General features: G+C 69.2%; 15 protein-coding genes. 7 read left to right on the forward strand and 8 right to left on the reverse strand.

Going from position 1 to position 15,598, the window contains the following annotated elements; genetic code table 11:
* The first annotated feature begins 63 nt into the window (after positions 1–63).
* The 5 genes from AC3ERS_RS04750 (at position 64) to AC3ERS_RS04770 (ending at position 4,915) form a co-directional block, all read left to right on the forward strand.
* Positions 64–792 carry an enoyl-CoA hydratase gene (locus AC3ERS_RS04750; RefSeq protein ID WP_431963864.1) on the forward strand — a complete coding sequence of 243 codons (729 nt, stop codon included), beginning with the start codon at positions 64–66 and terminating at the stop codon, positions 790–792.
* Positions 792–1,934: an MBL fold metallo-hydrolase gene (locus tag AC3ERS_RS04755; protein WP_431963866.1), complete on the forward strand. Its 1,143-nt coding sequence runs from the start codon at positions 792–794 to the stop codon at positions 1,932–1,934. The genes AC3ERS_RS04750 and AC3ERS_RS04755 overlap by 1 nt, the downstream gene beginning before the upstream one ends.
* Before the next feature lie 50 nt (positions 1,935–1,984).
* On the forward strand, positions 1,985–2,212 hold the full coding sequence (locus tag AC3ERS_RS04760; RefSeq protein WP_431963868.1) for an antitoxin: 228 nt from the start codon (positions 1,985–1,987) through the stop codon (positions 2,210–2,212).
* 55 nt (positions 2,213–2,267) lie between these two features.
* Positions 2,268–4,631, forward strand: coding sequence for an ATP-dependent DNA ligase (locus tag AC3ERS_RS04765; RefSeq protein ID WP_431963870.1), 2,364 nt, complete (start codon positions 2,268–2,270; stop codon positions 4,629–4,631).
* A 104-nt stretch (positions 4,632–4,735) separates the two neighbouring features.
* A complete protein-coding gene (locus tag AC3ERS_RS04770; protein ID WP_431963872.1) occupies positions 4,736–4,915 on the forward strand; it encodes an antitoxin in 180 nt (59 codons plus the stop codon).
* A 43-nt stretch (positions 4,916–4,958) separates the two neighbouring features.
* Here AC3ERS_RS04770 and AC3ERS_RS04775 read toward each other — a convergent pair whose 3' ends face one another.
* Positions 4,959–5,606: a cysteine hydrolase family protein gene (locus AC3ERS_RS04775; RefSeq protein WP_431963874.1), complete on the reverse strand. Its 648-nt coding sequence runs from the start codon at positions 5,604–5,606 to the stop codon at positions 4,959–4,961.
* A gap of 275 nt (positions 5,607–5,881) precedes the next feature.
* Here AC3ERS_RS04775 and AC3ERS_RS04780 point away from each other — a divergent pair, with 275 nt between their 5' ends.
* Positions 5,882–7,105: a lipase family protein gene (locus AC3ERS_RS04780; protein ID WP_431963876.1), complete on the forward strand. Its 1,224-nt coding sequence runs from the start codon at positions 5,882–5,884 to the stop codon at positions 7,103–7,105.
* Between the two features lie 133 nt (positions 7,106–7,238).
* Here AC3ERS_RS04780 and AC3ERS_RS04785 read toward each other — a convergent pair whose 3' ends face one another.
* From AC3ERS_RS04785 to AC3ERS_RS04810, 6 genes are all read right to left on the reverse strand, one after another.
* Positions 7,239–7,895 (reverse strand): DUF8020 domain-containing protein, encoded by a 657-nt coding sequence (locus AC3ERS_RS04785; protein ID WP_431963878.1) that lies wholly within the window; start codon positions 7,893–7,895, stop codon positions 7,239–7,241.
* A 314-nt stretch (positions 7,896–8,209) separates the two neighbouring features.
* A complete protein-coding gene (locus AC3ERS_RS04790) occupies positions 8,210–8,533 on the reverse strand; it encodes a hypothetical protein (RefSeq protein ID WP_431963880.1) in 324 nt (107 codons plus the stop codon).
* Positions 8,530–9,042 carry a YbaB/EbfC family nucleoid-associated protein gene (locus AC3ERS_RS04795; protein WP_431963882.1) on the reverse strand — a complete coding sequence of 171 codons (513 nt, stop codon included), beginning with the start codon at positions 9,040–9,042 and terminating at the stop codon, positions 8,530–8,532. The genes AC3ERS_RS04790 and AC3ERS_RS04795 overlap by 4 nt, the downstream gene beginning before the upstream one ends.
* 124 nt (positions 9,043–9,166) lie before the next feature.
* Positions 9,167–9,904: a CbiQ family ECF transporter T component gene (locus tag AC3ERS_RS04800; RefSeq protein WP_431963884.1), complete on the reverse strand. Its 738-nt coding sequence runs from the start codon at positions 9,902–9,904 to the stop codon at positions 9,167–9,169.
* Complete coding sequence (locus AC3ERS_RS04805; protein WP_431964523.1) at positions 9,901–12,027, reverse strand: ATP-binding cassette domain-containing protein; 2,127 nt, start codon at positions 12,025–12,027, stop codon at positions 9,901–9,903. Before AC3ERS_RS04805 ends, AC3ERS_RS04800 begins: the two co-directional genes overlap by 4 nt.
* 60 nt (positions 12,028–12,087) lie before the next feature.
* Positions 12,088–13,554: a flavin-containing monooxygenase gene (locus AC3ERS_RS04810; RefSeq protein ID WP_431963886.1), complete on the reverse strand. Its 1,467-nt coding sequence runs from the start codon at positions 13,552–13,554 to the stop codon at positions 12,088–12,090.
* Between the two features lie 75 nt (positions 13,555–13,629).
* Here AC3ERS_RS04810 and AC3ERS_RS04815 point away from each other — a divergent pair, with 75 nt between their 5' ends.
* The gene (locus tag AC3ERS_RS04815) at positions 13,630–14,694 is read left to right on the forward strand and encodes an AraC family transcriptional regulator (RefSeq protein WP_431963888.1); all 1,065 of its coding nucleotides are present in this window, start codon (positions 13,630–13,632) and stop codon (positions 14,692–14,694) included.
* Here AC3ERS_RS04815 and AC3ERS_RS04820 read toward each other — a convergent pair whose 3' ends face one another.
* Complete coding sequence (locus AC3ERS_RS04820; RefSeq protein ID WP_431963890.1) at positions 14,695–15,471, reverse strand: metallophosphoesterase; 777 nt, start codon at positions 15,469–15,471, stop codon at positions 14,695–14,697.
* Between the last annotated feature and the right edge of the window lie 127 nt (positions 15,472–15,598).

Consider the following 15,598-nt stretch of genomic DNA (forward strand, 5'->3'; position numbering starts at 1 on the left):
ACCGCTCCGCCGCCTGTGGCAGAGTGAAAGCAACCAAACGACACGTTGAGTCGGGGAGGATGCATGCTCGGAGTTAGCCGAGATGGTGACGTCGTCACCATCGAATTACAACGCGAGGAGCGGCGCAATGCGCTGAACCACGAGCTCGTGACCCGGCTACGCGAGGCCGTCCTAGCCGCCGTCGCCGAGGGGGCGCGGGTGATCGTCCTCACCGGGCGCGGTCCGATCTTCAGTGCGGGCGCCGACCTGTCGGGTGTCTACTCCGACGATTTCCTCTCCGGTCTGCTCGACATGCTGCACACCATCGAGTCGGTCCCGGTGCCGGTGATCTCCGCCATCAACGGCGGCGCGCTCGGCGCGGGCGTGCAATTGGCGCTCGCCTCGGATCTGCGGGTGATCGCGCCGGATGCCTACATCGCCGTCCCGGCCGCCAAGCTCGGCATCACCGTGGACCGGTGGACCGCGCGGCGGCTGGTCTCGCTGATCGGCGGCGGTCCGGCCCGCACCGTTCTGCTTGGCGCCGAACGGATTCCGGCCGCCGACTGCTACTCCTTCGGCTTCGCCAACAAGCTCGGTACCCTCGCCGACGCGCAGGAATGGGCGAGATCGATCGCAGAGCTGGCGCCGCTTTCGCTGCGCCACATGAAACTGGTGCTCAACGACGACGGCACCCGCGAACCGGAATCCGCGCAGCAGCGCGCGGCGCTCGAAGCCGCGTGGTCCAGCGCCGACGCCCATGAGGGCAGGACGGCGCGGGCGGAGAAGCGCGCGGCGAAGTTCGTGGGGCGATGATGAGGACGAAGAAGATGTTCGGTTTCGCAGCAGGGGCGTTCGGTCTCGCCTGGGTGGTCAGGGCCGCGTGGGACATCCCGTCGGCGATCGGCGCCTCGATGTCGGCCATCCAGCCGTACGCGGCCGGATCGGTGAGTTATCGCAACCGTCAATTCCACAACAGCGAGCCGAGCACCCAGATCGCCGCGGGTTCGGTGCCCTCCCTGCTGTATTCGGCGTTCACCAAGCGCAATTTCGGGCGCCCGCGCGGGGTGGTTCCGCTGCAGAAGCCGCAGCCGCCCGCCGAGGCCGCCGATCTCGCGGTGACCTGGTACGGCCACGCGTCGGCGCTGATCGAGGTGGACGGGTACCGGATCCTCACCGATCCCGTTTGGAGCGAACGGGTTTCGCCCTCGCCGCTGGTCGGGCCCGCGCGGTTGCATCCGGTGCCGGTCCCGCTCGCCGAGCTGCCGCAGGTGGACGCGGTGATCATCTCTCACGACCACTACGACCACTTGGACAAGGAGACCATCCGGGCGCTCGTGGTCGGGCAGTCGACGCCGTTCCTGGTCCCGATCGGGATCGGCGCGCACCTGCGGCACTGGGGTGTTCCCGAGCATCGCATCATCGAATTGGATTGGGGCGGTTCGATTTCGCTGGCGGCGCTGGGCCGCGAGCGGGACGGGACCGATCTGGTGCTCACCTGCACCGAGGCGCGGCACTTCTCCGGTCGCGGCCTGGTGCGGAACACCACGCTCTGGGCGTCCTGGTCCATCGTCGGCCCGACGCGGCGGGTGTACTTCGGCGGCGACACCGGCTACACCAAGTCGTTCGCCGAGGCGGGCGCGGCACTCGGTCCCTTCGACCTGACGCTGCTGCCGATCGGCGCTTACGACGAGCGCTGGGCCGACGTGCACATGAACCCGGAGGAGGCGGTGCGCGCGCACGCCGATCTGTGCGTCGGCGATGCCGGCCACGGCCTGCTCGTGCCGATCCACTGGGCGACGTTCAATCTGGCCTTCCACGGATGGTCGGAGCCGGTGCACCGGATGGTCGCCGCCGCGGAAGAAGTGGGCACCTCGGTCGCGGTACCGATGCCCGGACAGCGCGTTGTTCCGCAAGCTCTGCCTCCCCGCGATTCATGGTGGGAAAATGTAGGTTGACCTGTCGGTATCTCCGACATCCGATTGGCGGCAGGAAAGGAACGACGGCGATGAGCCTGGCGGACACTCTGAAGGGCCTGGTCGGTAAGGGCAAGGAGGCGGCGTCCAAGAACGCGGGCAAGATCAACGAGGCGGTCGACAAGGCCGGCGACTTCATCGACCAGAAGACGCACGGCAAGTACACGGACAAGATCGAAAAGGGCAAGGAAGCCGCCAAGAAGGTGGTTCCGCCGGAGCAGCCCGGACAGCCGGGCCAGGGCCCGGCACCGCGGGCCTGACGATCGCACGGCCGGGGACCGCCGACCTGTCGGTCCCCGGCCGTACTATCGAGTCATGGTGTCCCGCCGTGCATTCGGCGGTGGTCCGGGCCGACCCGATATCGAGGTCGAACTCAGCAATCTCGACAAGGTGCTGTATCCGGCGACCGGGACCACCAAAGGCGAGGTGATCGCCTACTACGCGGCCATCGCTCCGGCGATGTTGCCGCATATCGCCGGGCGCCCGGTGACGAGAAAACGCTGGCCCAACGGGGTCGACCACCCTTCCTTCTTCGAGAAGAATCTCGCCGAACACGCGCCGTCCTGGATCGAGCGCCGCACGCTGGTGCACTCCGATCGGCGGGTGGTGTATCCGCTGATCGATTCCGAGGCGGGTCTGGCCTGGCTCGGACAGCAGGCGTCGCTGGAAGTCCATGTGCCGCAATGGCGTTTCGACGGCGATCGGATGGGTCCGGCCACCAGGCTGGTCTTCGACCTGGATCCGGGGCCGGGCGTCGGCCTCGCGGAGTGCGCGACCGTCGCCCTCGCCGTGCGGGAGATGGTCGAGGGCATCGGACTGCACGCGTTCCCGGTCACCAGCGGCAGCAAGGGCATTCACCTCTACGTGCCGCTGGATCGGGTGCTGAGCCCCGGCGGCGCGTCGACGGTGGCCAAGCAGGTGGCTGGCAATCTGCAGAAGCTGCACCCGGACCTGGTCACGGCCACCATGGCCAAATCCGTGCGGCGCGGCAAGGTGTTCCTGGATTGGAGCCAGAACAACCCGGCCAAGACCACCATCGCGCCCTATTCCTTGCGCGGCCGCGCCGAGCCCAATGCCGCGGCGCCGCGCAGCTGGGCCGAGATCGAGAACCGGAAGAAGCTGCGGCACTTGCGTTTCGAGGAAGTGCTCGTGCGCTGGCGGGACGACGGCGATCTGCTCGCCGAGCTGGACCCGCCGGACGCGGGCGGGGCCGACGCACTGAGCAAGTACCGTTCCCTGCGCGATCCGGCGCGCACGCCGGAGCCGGTGCCGTCCGCGCGGCCGGCTCCCGGCGCCGGAAATCGGTTCGTGGTGCAGGAACACCACGCGCGCCGCCTGCACTGGGACGTGCGGCTCGAACGCGACGGCGTCCTGGTGTCCTGGGCGGTGCCGAAGGGTCCGCCGACCTCCTCGCGGCAGAACCGGCTCGCGGTGCACACCGAGGATCATCCGCTGGAGTACCTGGACTTCCACGGCGAGATTCCCAAGGGGGAGTATGGCGCCGGGGAGATGACCATCTGGGATACCGGCACCTACGAGACCGAGAAGTGGCGCGACGACGAGGTGATCGTCTGCTTCCACGGCGAGCGGCTCACCGGTCGCTACGCGCTCATCCAGACCAACGGCAACCAATGGCTGATGCACCTCATGCAGGATCAGCAGCCGGAACCGGAAGACGCCGAGACACAGCATGATTCGTCGCGGAGCCGGGGGAAGCGTGCGGCGTCCGATGGATCCGGCGGCAAGTCCGCCGTCAACGAACCGCTCGAACCGCGGGCGCAGGCAGGCGGCGACGCGCCGTTTCCCCGTGGCCTCGCGCCGATGCTGGCGACCTCGGGCGATGTCGGCGAACTGGACGAGGCGGAATGGTGCTTCGAGACGAAGTGGGACGGCTTCCGTCTCGTCGCCGAGATCGATTCCGGCGCTGTGACCTTGCGCAGCCGCGCGGGCAACGTGGTGACCTCGCGTTATCCGGGTATCGGGGTGCTCGCGAAGGAACTGGACGGCCACCGGGTCGTCCTCGACGGCGAGGCGGTCGTCTTCGACGACCACAGCGTCGCGAATCTGGGTCTGCTGCAAGCGGATGCGGCCCGCGCCGTCTTCGTCGCCTTCGACGTGCTGTATCTGGACGGCACCTCGCTGGTCCGCAAACGGTATTCGGACCGCAGACGGGTGCTGGAGGCGCTCGCCGCCAACGCGCCCTCGCTGCGCGTGCCGCCCAGGCTGGACGGTCCCGGGTCCGTGGCGCTGCACTACAGCCAGGAGCACGGCATGGAGGGCGTCGTCGCCAAACGCAAGGATTCGGTGTATCTGCCTGGTAAGCGCGGACATTCGTGGGTCAAGCAGCGCAATTGGCGCACCCAGCGGGTGGTGGTCGGCGGCTGGCGACGCAGCGATGCGCGCGAGTTCAAGTCGCTGCTCGTCGGTATTCCATACCAGGACAGGTTGATCTACGTCGGCCGCGTCGGCACCGGCTTCGGCGATACCGGCATGCGCGAGCTGGCCGCCAGGCTGCGCAAGCTGGAACGCAAGACCAGCCCGTTCGACAACCCGCTGAGCGCCGAGGAACGCAAGGAGGCGGTGTGGGTGACCCCGAAGATCGCGGGCACTGTGCGCTTCATGAACTGGACCGAGACCGGACGGCTCTGGCATCCGGGTTGGGTCGGTGAGATCGACTGACGCGTGCGGTGTGGCGCCGATCGCCAGTAGTTTGCCAGGCCGGTCGTGCGCGGGCTCGGTATCGTGAATTCGAGTTGTTTCGACTCGAGAACGGGGAGTGCACGGTGGACTTCAAGAACCTGGCAGCCAAGGCGATGGACCTGGCCCAGCAGAACGCGGACAAGGTCGACACGGTGATCGACAAGGCGGGCGACATCGTCGATCAGAAGACCGGGAGCAAGTTCGCCGGCCAGGTCGACGCGGCTCAGGACGCCGCCAAGAAGGCCATCCGCAAGGAAGGCTGAGCGAGCTCCCGTCGTCCGGCCCGCGCCGGACGACGGGACGGTCTCACTCCTTCTCGCCCGCGAGCAATGGCGTGATGGTCGCGGAATCCGTCACGATCGCATGCGCCTGGAATTCGAAATCCGCGTACGCGCGCGCGATCGCGTCCTGATCGCGGCCGCCGCACGCGTCGCTGATCACCACCGGGACGAACCCGAGATCGGTGGAGTGGATGACGGTCGGCGCGATGCCGATCTCCAGCGCGACGCCCATGATCGCGTACGCCCCGATGCCGAGATCCCGCAGCGTGCTGGCCAGCGGGGTGCCCTCGAAAGCCGACATCGAGGTCTTGTCGAAGACGATTTCGTCGGGCCGCGGCCGCAGCTCCGGCACCAGCTCGAAGGCCGGGGTGTCGCGCTGCAGAATGGGTTTGAGCTCGTCGATCGAGTCCACCCCCTGCCAGCTCATCGCCATCCGCAGCGCGAACTTGCCGCTGAGCCGGTGCGGCAGGAAGAAATGCCGCAGGAATATCACCGGATAGCCGCCGCGGCGGGCCGCCTCCACCACGGGCACCACCCGCTGGATGATCTCCGGGCCGTCCGGCAGTTGCGACAGCACCCCCACCTGCATGTCGTAGACGATCACCGCCATCCGATCCGGACCGCACACATCGGCGAGTCCCTCGGGGATGTCCAGTCCGTTGCCGTACCGCATCGTCAGCTCTCCTTCTCGATGATCGAACGTCGCCGAGACCCTCGTCGGGCGCGATTCGATTGCGCTGAGGGCACTTTCGCACCACTGTAACCACGCGCGCCGAGCCTGTTGCCGGGCGGCCGCCCCCGCAGTACCGTCGAGTGTGTCGAGGCGGAGATAGCCGCGCCTCGGTGAGTCTTGGAGTCGGGATGAGTACGAAAGGCCTACGTTCGCCACGGGCTTTCGGTGCGCTCCGCGAGCGCACGCTTGCCAAGCTTTCCCGTACGCCGAGGGGGGTGAGGGCCCGGAGTCGGCCCCGGTTCCGCGCTTTCGGTGTCGTCCTGCTGGCGGCGGTGCTGTCGCTGAGTCTCGCCGTGCCCGGCGCGGCGATCCCGCGACCCGACGACGATCCGTTCTACGCCGCTCCCGCCGACCTCGCCGACTACCCCGCGGGCGCGATCGTTCGCTCGCGGCCGATCACGCTGTTGGGTCTGCCGCTGCCGGTTTCGGCGTGGCAGGTGCAGTACCGGACGAACGACGCGGGCGGCGCGCCGACGCCGGGCATCGCCACCGTGATGGTGCCGAACCTGCCGTGGTGGGGCGCGGGGGAGCGGCCGCTGCTGTCCTACCAGGTGCCCGAGGACAGCCTCGGCACCCAGTGCGCGCCCTCCTATGCGCTGCGCGGTGGCTGGGAGTTGAGCGGCATCACGACCTACCTCGACACACCGTTCATGGCGGACGCGCTGCGTCGCGGCTGGGCGCTGGTGGTCAGCGACCACCAGGGGCCGTGGTCCCGCTTCCTGGACGGAGTGAATGCCGGGCACGCCGTGCTGGACGGCATCCGGGCCGCTCGAGCCTTCGCTCCGGGCGGCGTCGGGCCCGCGAGCCCAGTGGGCGCGTACGGGTATTCGGGCGGTGCGTTCGCGACGCTGTGGGCAGCGCAGCTGCAACCGGGCTACGCCCCCGATGTCGAGTTCGCGGGCATCACCTCGGGCGGGGTGCCTGCCGACTGGCCCGCGATCGCCCGCGGCGTGGACGGCGGCGTGCAGGCCGGGTTGGCGCTACTGATCGTGCTGTCGGTCGCCCGCGACTACCCGGAGTACGGCGTCGCCGAGCTGTTGAACGAGCGCGGGCGCGCGATGCTGGCCGAGAACGGGTCGGCCTGCGGGTCGGAACTGGTGGTGAAGTACATCGATGCGCGCGTCGACGATTTCGCGATCGAGCCGAACCTGCTGGCGCATCCGGCCTTCCTCGCGGCGACGGCTGCGCAGGAGTTGGGCGGGACCGCGCCGCGAGTCCCGGCCTACCTCTATCACAGCACCACCGACGACGTGATTCCCGTCGCGGGCTTCACCGCGCTGGTGGACCGCTACTGCGCACTCGGCGCGGACCTGACCGTCACGCATTCGACATTGCCCGGCCACAATCCGACCGCGGTGGTCGAGGCGTTCGGAGCGATGAACTATCTCGGGGACCGCTTCGCGGGCGTGCCGGTGGCGGCGGGGTGTCACCCGCGCTGAGCCGCGTGTTCGGCTAGGTGTCGCCGTGCTCGGGCATGGGCGATCGCACAACCGGGATCAGGCCGGGACGACAAGCGGCGCGCACCGACTCGAGGGGGAAGCCGGTGCGCGCCGCGTTTCGGAAAGGGGCGGTTCAGTTCACCGGAGTCCCGGTCTGATCCGTCCACTTGGTGGTACCCGGCGCCGCGGTCAAGGTGCTGAGCAGATCGATACCGGCGACCACCAGCGTCGGGCCTCCCACGATGATGGTGCCGATGATGCCCCCGATCGAGGCGCCCGTGATGACGCTGGCGATCACGCCGGGGCCGGTGATGATTCCGGTCAGGCCGATGAGGGCGCCGAGCGCGGTGCCGATGAATCCGCCGACCGCGGTCGCGATTCCGAACTGCGAGGCGAACGCATTCATCGCCTGCTGGTTCTCCATCAGTGACGCGACAGGGGTGGCCTGCACGGGTCGCGCCTGTGCGGCGTTCTTGACCGCCGTCAATTCCAGCACCCGGCCGTCGTCGCGGACCTTGTGCGGCAGCGGGTATTCCAGTCCGTCCTGCCGGACCGAGAGCGGCAGGGTGACGACCGCGTTCCCGGCCGAGTCCTCGATGGCTACCGAGTTGCCGGTCAGCTCGAAGGAACCGTTCGTCAGTGTGGTGATGATCGTGTCGCCGATCAGCTTCGCCTCGTACCCGATGTCGGGAACGGGCGCGGCAGCCGGTTGTGCGTGCACAGTGCCCGCGCCGACGGCGACGGCGGCGACGAGCGGTACGACGGCCGCGGTGATCTTGCGAAGAATCATTTTGCGGTGTTCCAATCTTCGTCAGGATTTCATGCCCTACGAACACCCCACACGCCGAAAAACCTTCCCCCTCAACGCGCGCGGAGCCTTGATGTGATTCAGAGAACAGCAACGCTGGGTGTCACATTACTGGGCGATCGCGGGTTTGGAACGCAAAATTGCGGGTAAGCCCGACTCTTGTCGGCAGCGGTCGTCGCACCGGTGCCAAAGGTCTTATGTCTCTTGGCTATATGTGCACGTCAAACCGCTTTCGGTTGACTAACCGAAGATTTGCTACAAGGCGCGATACGCGACGCGCCGAAGGGTGACACGCCCTATTCGATGGAACTCTTGATCTTGTCGATCGCCTTGGAGTTGAGCTCGTCCTGCTGCTGGAACGCCGACGCGATGGCGTCGACGCCGCCGCTGAGCGCCTCGATCGACTTGCCGAGCCCCTCGATGCCCTTCATGCCGTCCTCGGCGCCCGGCGTGTACTCCTTGGCGAAATTCTGGCCGATCTCGTCGTCGCCCCAGCATTCGCCCTCGGCCGCGACCGTGGTCTGGACGTTCTTCACCGCCTTAAGCACCTTGTCGGCGGCCGCGGCGAAGCCGGGCTTGGTGGCGCGCAGCGCATCCGGGTCGACCTGCAAGCTACTCATCGACCCTCCAGATATCCCCGGTTGCGGTAGTACTCGTCCTCGGCTTTCTCGTCCAGCTCGGCGGGCTGGGACGCGGCATCGGTCGAGGCCGGTTCGGGGAACAGGGAATTCACCAGGTTCTTGATGCTCGGCGCGCCGGGCACCAGATCGGGTAGATCCGGGATGTCGTGGCCTACTTGTTCGAACGCGCCGAAGGCCCGCTGGGCCTCTTCGCTGGCCAGGCGGGCGGCCACCTGGGTCGCCTCGGTCATGGCCGCGCCGAGCTTCTGCGGCGTCGAGCGTTTGAAGGCGTCCGGCTCGAGGTGCACCTCGACCGGCACGCCCGCGGAATTGCTGGTGACCCGGACCAGGTTGTCCGAGGACCACGCGGTGACCGTCGTCGCGGCCAGCCTGGCCTGCGTCTCGGCGAGTTCCCTTCGCTGCCGCTCGAATATCTCCAGCAGGTCGTCGACCTCGCCGCGCAGCGCCTCGTTGCGCGCCAGCTGCGCCGCGCGTTCACTGTCGGCCATCGGCCACCCCTCGCTCTTCCCGAATTCCGGCCCGTCATGGATTTCGACGCGCCGCGCCGACGATCGGTTCCCCTCAGTCTGCCGTCCACCGGACCGCGCCGTCGTCTCGGCGGGTCGGTCCGGATCAGAGCAGCACGTCGAGCAGCACCGAACCCGTGCACACGAGGCCGACGAGGCCGAGCGCGACCGCGTCGCGGCGACCCGGCGCGCTGGGCCGGGCGGTGAGCTGGCCGGTGCCGCCGCGGGCGGTGATGGCTTCGCCGAGCTCGCCGGCTCGGCGGGTGGCCACGGCCATGGCCGCGGTGAGGATGTCGATGATCGGGCTGTCGGACGCCCGGTCCAGCAGCCGGTCCTTGGGCCGGAGCCGTCGGGCCGCGCGCAGCACCCGGATCTCCTCCAGCAGCAGCGGCAGTCCGCGCAGCGTCAGCGCCACCACCACGGCCCACTCGTCCACCGGCACTTTGAGTTTGCGCAGCGGTGCGCCCAATCTGGCCAAGGCGGGGGCGATCTCGCTCATCGGCGTGGTCCACGCGATGAGGAAGGAGGCGGCCACCAGGATCAGGCCGAAGGTCACCGTCTGGGTGTAGCGCAGCAGCGCCGCGCCGCCCACCGGCACGTTGATCAGCGCGCCCGCGCCGAGCATCGCCCAGAACCACCACGGCAGCCTGGGCAGCGTGCCGAGCGGAAGCCGGGCGATCAGTCCGATCGCCAGCAGAAAGACGACCATCGCGCCGAGCACCGGCCAGGACGGCCAGAACATCAGCAGCAGGCTGATCAGGAACGCGGCGATCATCTTGGTGCCCGCCCAGAGGTTGTGCACCGGGCTGGACACCGGTACCTGGCGAAACAGGACCGTGCTCATTTCGCGCCTCCGTGTCCGAAGCGCCACGCCGCGTCGCCGGAATGCGGCGGTGGCGCGGCCGATCGCAGGTCGCGGTGCGGGTCGATGCGATGCGCCGCGGGCGCGGCGTCGGAGACCGGCTGGGTCTCCAGGATGCGGCCCGAGCTCAGGTGCACGGTGCGGTCGCACACGGCGGCCATGTCCTCGACGTCGTGTGAGATGACGATCAGCGTCAGCCCGGAATCCCGCAGCTGCGCAAGCAGTTCCACGATGTCGGCGCGGCCCTCGGGATCCAGTCCGGCCAGCGGTTCGTCGAGCACGACCACCTGCGGGCGGCTGGCCACGATGGCGGCGAGCACCACGCGCTTGGCCTGCCCGCCGCTGAGCTCCTCGATGGAGCGCGCGGCCAGTGCGCGATCCAGGCCGACGGCGTCCAGCGCCTTGCCCACCGCGCCGGATCCGGTGGCGCGTCCGCCCCAGTCGGCGATCTCCGCGCCGACCGTCTGTTTCTGCAATTGCAGCCGGGAATGCTGGAACGCCAGCTCCACCCGGCCGATCTGCCGCGTCACCGGGCGGCCACCGAGTTCGCAGCGCCCGGAGCTCGGTTCGATCAGGCCCGCGATGATCCAGGCGAGGGTCGACTTGCCGGAACCGTTGCCGCCGACCACGAGCAGCGCCTCACCGCGGCGCACCATCAGGTCGACGCCGTGCAAGGCGGGCGCCTCCCACGGCGTGCCCCGGTTGTAGGTGTGTCGGACGTCGCGCAGTTCCAGGACGCTCTGGCCCATGGGGCGGCGGCGCGCGTCGCGCACCGGCTGCGGCCAGGCGGGTAGCCGGTCGACGGTCCGGCCCGCCGCCAGATGCACCACCCGGTCCGCGGCCGCGGCGTCGGCCTCGTGGTGGGTCACCAGCACCACCGCCATCGGGTGGCGGCGCGGCAGCTCGGCGAGCAGGGCGACCAGTTCGCCGCGACCTTCGGGATCGATCATCGAGGTGGCCTCGTCGGCGATGAGCAGCGCCGGGCGGCGGGCCAGTGCCGCCGCCACCGCGAGGCGTTGCTGCTGGCCGCCGGAGAGTGTGGTGGTCTCGCGTTCGCCCATGCCCGCCAGGCCGACCTCGCCGAGCAGCGCTTCCACGTCTACTTCGGCGGCGAGCACCTGGGGAAGTCCCCAGACGACGTCGTCGGCGACCAGGACGCCAAGGGTCTGGCTTTCCGGCCGTTGCAGCACCAGCGCCGTGCCGCCGAGGTGGCCGAGGCCCGCGGAGCCCGGTCGCCGCACCTCGCCCGAGGTGGGCGGCAGCCCGGCCAGCAGCCGGGTGAGCGTGGACTTGCCCGAGCCGTTGTGGCCGACGATCGCGACGAACTCCCCGACCCGCACGCCGAGGTCGATATCGCGCAGTGCGTCGGTGCGCGCGCCCGGGTAGCGGAAGCCCGCAGCGTGCAGCGTCACCGGCAGCGGGGCGATCGGCCGCTCGTCCACCGGCGCGTCGAGGCGATCCCGGGCGGGCAGCCAGGCCAGCCGGTCCAGCACCGAACCGAGCACGAACCAGGAGAACACCGCGCTCACCACCACGCCGAGCGCGACGCCGCCGCCGATCCACACCCACCACCAGGTGAGCGCGACGTCGGTGAGATCCGACGCGGCCCGCCCGAGCGGCTCCAGGGCGGACTGTCTCTCGGCGAGTCGCTGCACGCCGTCGGCGGTGTTGCGGACGGTGTCGAACAACAGCTCCCTGGTCTGTCCGGCGACCAGCAGCGATCCGATGGTGAACGCGGCCCACAGCACGCCCGCCAGCATCGCGAGGAAGAGCACCGAGAACAGCCCACCGCCGCGGCGCTTGACCCCGCCGATGATGCCGCCGATGGTCGCCGACGCGACCACGCCGAGCGCGGGCATGACGCCTGCGGCGACGAAAGTGACCAGGGTGGCCGAGGCGGTCGCGGTCATCAGCGCGCGCGGCCGGTAGCGATGCGCCAGCATGCCCATCGGAACGGCCGCGACGATTTGCAGCGCGGCGGCCAGCGGAACCACGGACCCGACGGTGACCAGCCCGACCGTCACCCCGCCCAGCACCGCGCCGGTGGCCAGCTCGATCGGGCGCAGCGGGCCGCGCTCCGCGGAACCGGTGCGGCCGTCGGCCATCGGCAGATCACTCACGCAACAAGTCTGCCAGCAGGCGCGGCGGGCGGCCGGTTCGCCGGATCAGGCGACCCTGGTCATGGTGTAGTCGTCGCGGTTCAACTTGCGGGTGCGGCGGCGGTAACTGGACACGGTGCCCGGCCAGTTGTTGGTGATGCGGCCCGAGGCGGTGCGGTACCAGCTGGTGCAGAAGTTCCACGGGGTGCGGGTCAGCCGTCGCTGGAGCGCGTCATTGAATTCGCGCTCGAGTTCGTCGCGGACCTCGAGACAGTGGCCTGGCCGGTCGGCGAGCAGCCGCACGGCCTGCCGGATGTAGCGAGCCTGCGATTCGATCATGTAGATGATCGAGCCCGCGGCGAGGTTGGTGTTCGGCCCGTAGACCAGGAAGAGGTTCGGGAAATCGGGCACGGCGATGCCGAGGAAGGCGTGCGCGCCGTCGGCCCACGCGTCGGCGAGTTTGCGACCGCCGCGCCCGTAGATCCGCATCGGCCAGAGGAATTCGGTGCCTTTGAAGCCGGTGCCGTAGATGATCACGTCGGCCTCGTGCAGCCTGCCGTCCGCGGTGCGCACGCCCTCGGGGACGATCTCGCTGATCGCGGTGGTCTCGACCGCGACGTTGGGCTGGGTGAGCGCGGGGTAGTAATCGTTGGAGAACAGCCCGCGCTTGCAGCCGATGGGGTAGTCGGGGGTGAGTTTGGCGCGCAGTTCCGGATCGGCGACCTGTTTCTGCAGGTGCTTTTCGGCGATGCGGCCGACCATCCGTGCGATCGCGGGGAATTCGACGAGACCCAGCGAGACGAATTCTCCCGCCGACCACCAGCCGAACCGCTCCACCAGCAGCGCGCCGGGCAGCTTCGCGAACAGCTTGTGCTGAATCGGTGAGTAGTCGGTGTCGAACTTGGGGATGACCCAGGCCGCGGTGCGCTGGAACAGCGTCAGGTGCTCGACCTTCGGCTGGATTTCGGGGATGAACTGGATGGCGCTGGCCCCGGTGCCGATGCAGAGGACGCGCTTTCCCGTCAGGTCCACGTCGTGGTCCCACTCGGCGGAATGAAAGGACGCGCCCGCGAAGGTGTCGAGGCCGGGAAGGTCCGGCAGCTTGGGCCGGGAGAGCTGGCCGACCGCGGAGATCAGCACATCGGCGGTCCGCGCCGTGCCATCGGCGGTCCGGACGGTCCATCGGCCGGTCTGCTCGTCGAATTCGGCGTCGGTCACGTCCGCGCCGAAGACGATGGCCTCCAGCAGCTCGTGTCGCCGCGCGACCCCGCGCAGGTAGTCGTGGATGGCGTCGCGGCCGGAGTAGCGCTGTGGCCAGTCCGGCTTCGGTTCGTAGGAGTAGGAGTAGAGCGGTGACGGCACGTCACAGGCCGCGCCGGGGTAGGTGTTCTCCCGCCACACCCCGCCGAGGTCGGCGGCCCGCTCCAGGATCGTGATGTCGCGGATACCGCTGCGTCGCAGCTCGATCGCGGTGCCGATGCCGCCGAAACCCGCGCCGATGATCAGAACCGATGGCCGGTCGCCAGCTGTCATGTGACACTCCTCACAACATCCGATGTCTCCACTCTAGAACCGGCCCGGTCGGGCGCATCGAGACTTTCGGCCATAATGTGGGCTGTGGAGCGGGTGCTGGCTACTGGAATCCGCGACTGGAACTTTCCGCGCGGGATCGCCAGCGTGGCCCTGATGGTGGGCTACGCGGGCGAGCACGAGGTGCCAGCGGCGCGCATGCTGGCCGGGACCGGACTGACCGACGCCATGCTGCGCGACCCCGACGCCCAGATCGACGCGCACACCGAGCTCGCGGTGATCCGCAATCTGGTGCGTGAGGTCGACGAGCCCGCGCTTGGTGTCGAGCTGGGCAGGCGATACCGGATCACCACCTTCGGCATCTTCGGCTTCGCGTGCGTCAGCAGCCCGACCCTCGGCGAGGCGATCTCCTTCGCGCTGCGGTTCCTCGATCTGAGTTTCGCCTTCTGCCTGCCGGCCGCGCACTGGGAGACGGGGGAGTTCGTCGCGCAGGTGCACGACGAGTCGGTGCCCGCCGACGTGCGCCAATTCCTCGTCGAACGCGACGTGACGGCCATGTACCAGGTGATGAGCGATCTGCTCGGACGGCCGGTGCCGCTGCTGCGCGCCGAATTCCGCTTCGCGGAACCGGAATACGCCGACCGGGTGACCGAGGTGCTCGGCGTCCGCCCGGCCTACGGCCGCGCGCACAATGTGTTCACCATCGATCCCGCGATGCTGGAACAGCCGCTGCCGCAGGCCAACGAACACACCTGGGCCATGTGTCTGGCCCAGTGCCGCCAGCTGGTGGATCGCCGCAGGGCCCGCACCGGCATCGCCGCGGAGGTGCGTGAGCTGCTGGTGCCGGGCGGCGCGGACGGTTTCGCCGCGCCGCTGGGTATCGACCTGGTGGCGCGCGAGCTGAACATGAGCACCAGGACGCTGCGCAGACATCTCGACGCGGCAGGCACCAGCTACCGCGCACTGCTGGACGAGGTGCGCCGCGCCCTCGCCGAGGAAATGCTCACCGCCACACCGCTTTCGGTGAGCGATGTGGCGATCCGCCTCGGCTACGCCGAGTCCTCGACCTTCATCTACGCCTTCAAGCGCTGGACCGGCGTGACACCGGCCGCGTACCGGCGCGAGCGAGTGGCGGTGCGCTGATCAGCCCGGCTGCCCGAGATAGCCGTCCATCGGGACCGTCCGGAAATGTGTTGTCAGGCTGCGGTTGTCGTCGATGATGTGCAGCGCGACGGCGGGGTCCGGCGCGTAATCCATCACGTGGTCCGGCAATTCGAGCTCCCATTCGCCGCCGAGCACCGAGGCCGTGCTCGGCGCGACCAGCAGCGGGCGACCGCCGAAGGTCGTCGTCGCCGCGGAGTGGGCGTGTCCGGTGAGCACGCCGAGGATGCGCTCGTCTGCGGCCACCAGGGCTGCCAGGCGCTCGGGGTCGGCGAGGGTGATGCCGTCGATGATCGGGCTGTGCAGGTGCACCGGCGGGTGGTGCATGGCGAGCAGGATGGGTCCGTCGGCGGGCGCGTCGGCCAGTACACCGTGCAGCCAGTCGTAGGTCTCCTCGCCGAGCGCGCCGCCCGCCTCGCCGGGAATGCTCGAATCCAGCAGGGCCACGGTCAATTCGCCGATCCGGTGCGCGTGATTGATCGGGGTGGTCGCGGCGGGCTCGCCGAGCAGCGCGGTGCGGAAGTGGGCGCGGTCGTCGTGATTGCCGGGGATGGGATAGACCGGAATGTCGGCGGTCAGCGCGACGCGGGCCTCGGCGTACTGTTCGGCCTTGCCGGAATCGGTGATGTCGCCGGTCACCAGGATGGCGTCGGGCTTGCGGCGTAGGTCGGCGAGAAAGGCCATCACTCGTTCGACGCGTTCGGCGTTACGAGAGCCGAGATCGAAGTGTGTATCGCTGACCTGTGCCACCAGGATCATCGGCGTTCGCTTTCTCTGAGGGATCGCTCCGTTGCGTCAGAGTGTGCCCACATTGTGTGCTCGGCACTTTCCCAGGCTAGATGACCTGCGCATTGTCCGTCTGCATGAGGCTCGCCACCGCGCGGGG

It is taken from the genome of Nocardia sp. bgisy134 (assembly GCF_057708325.1).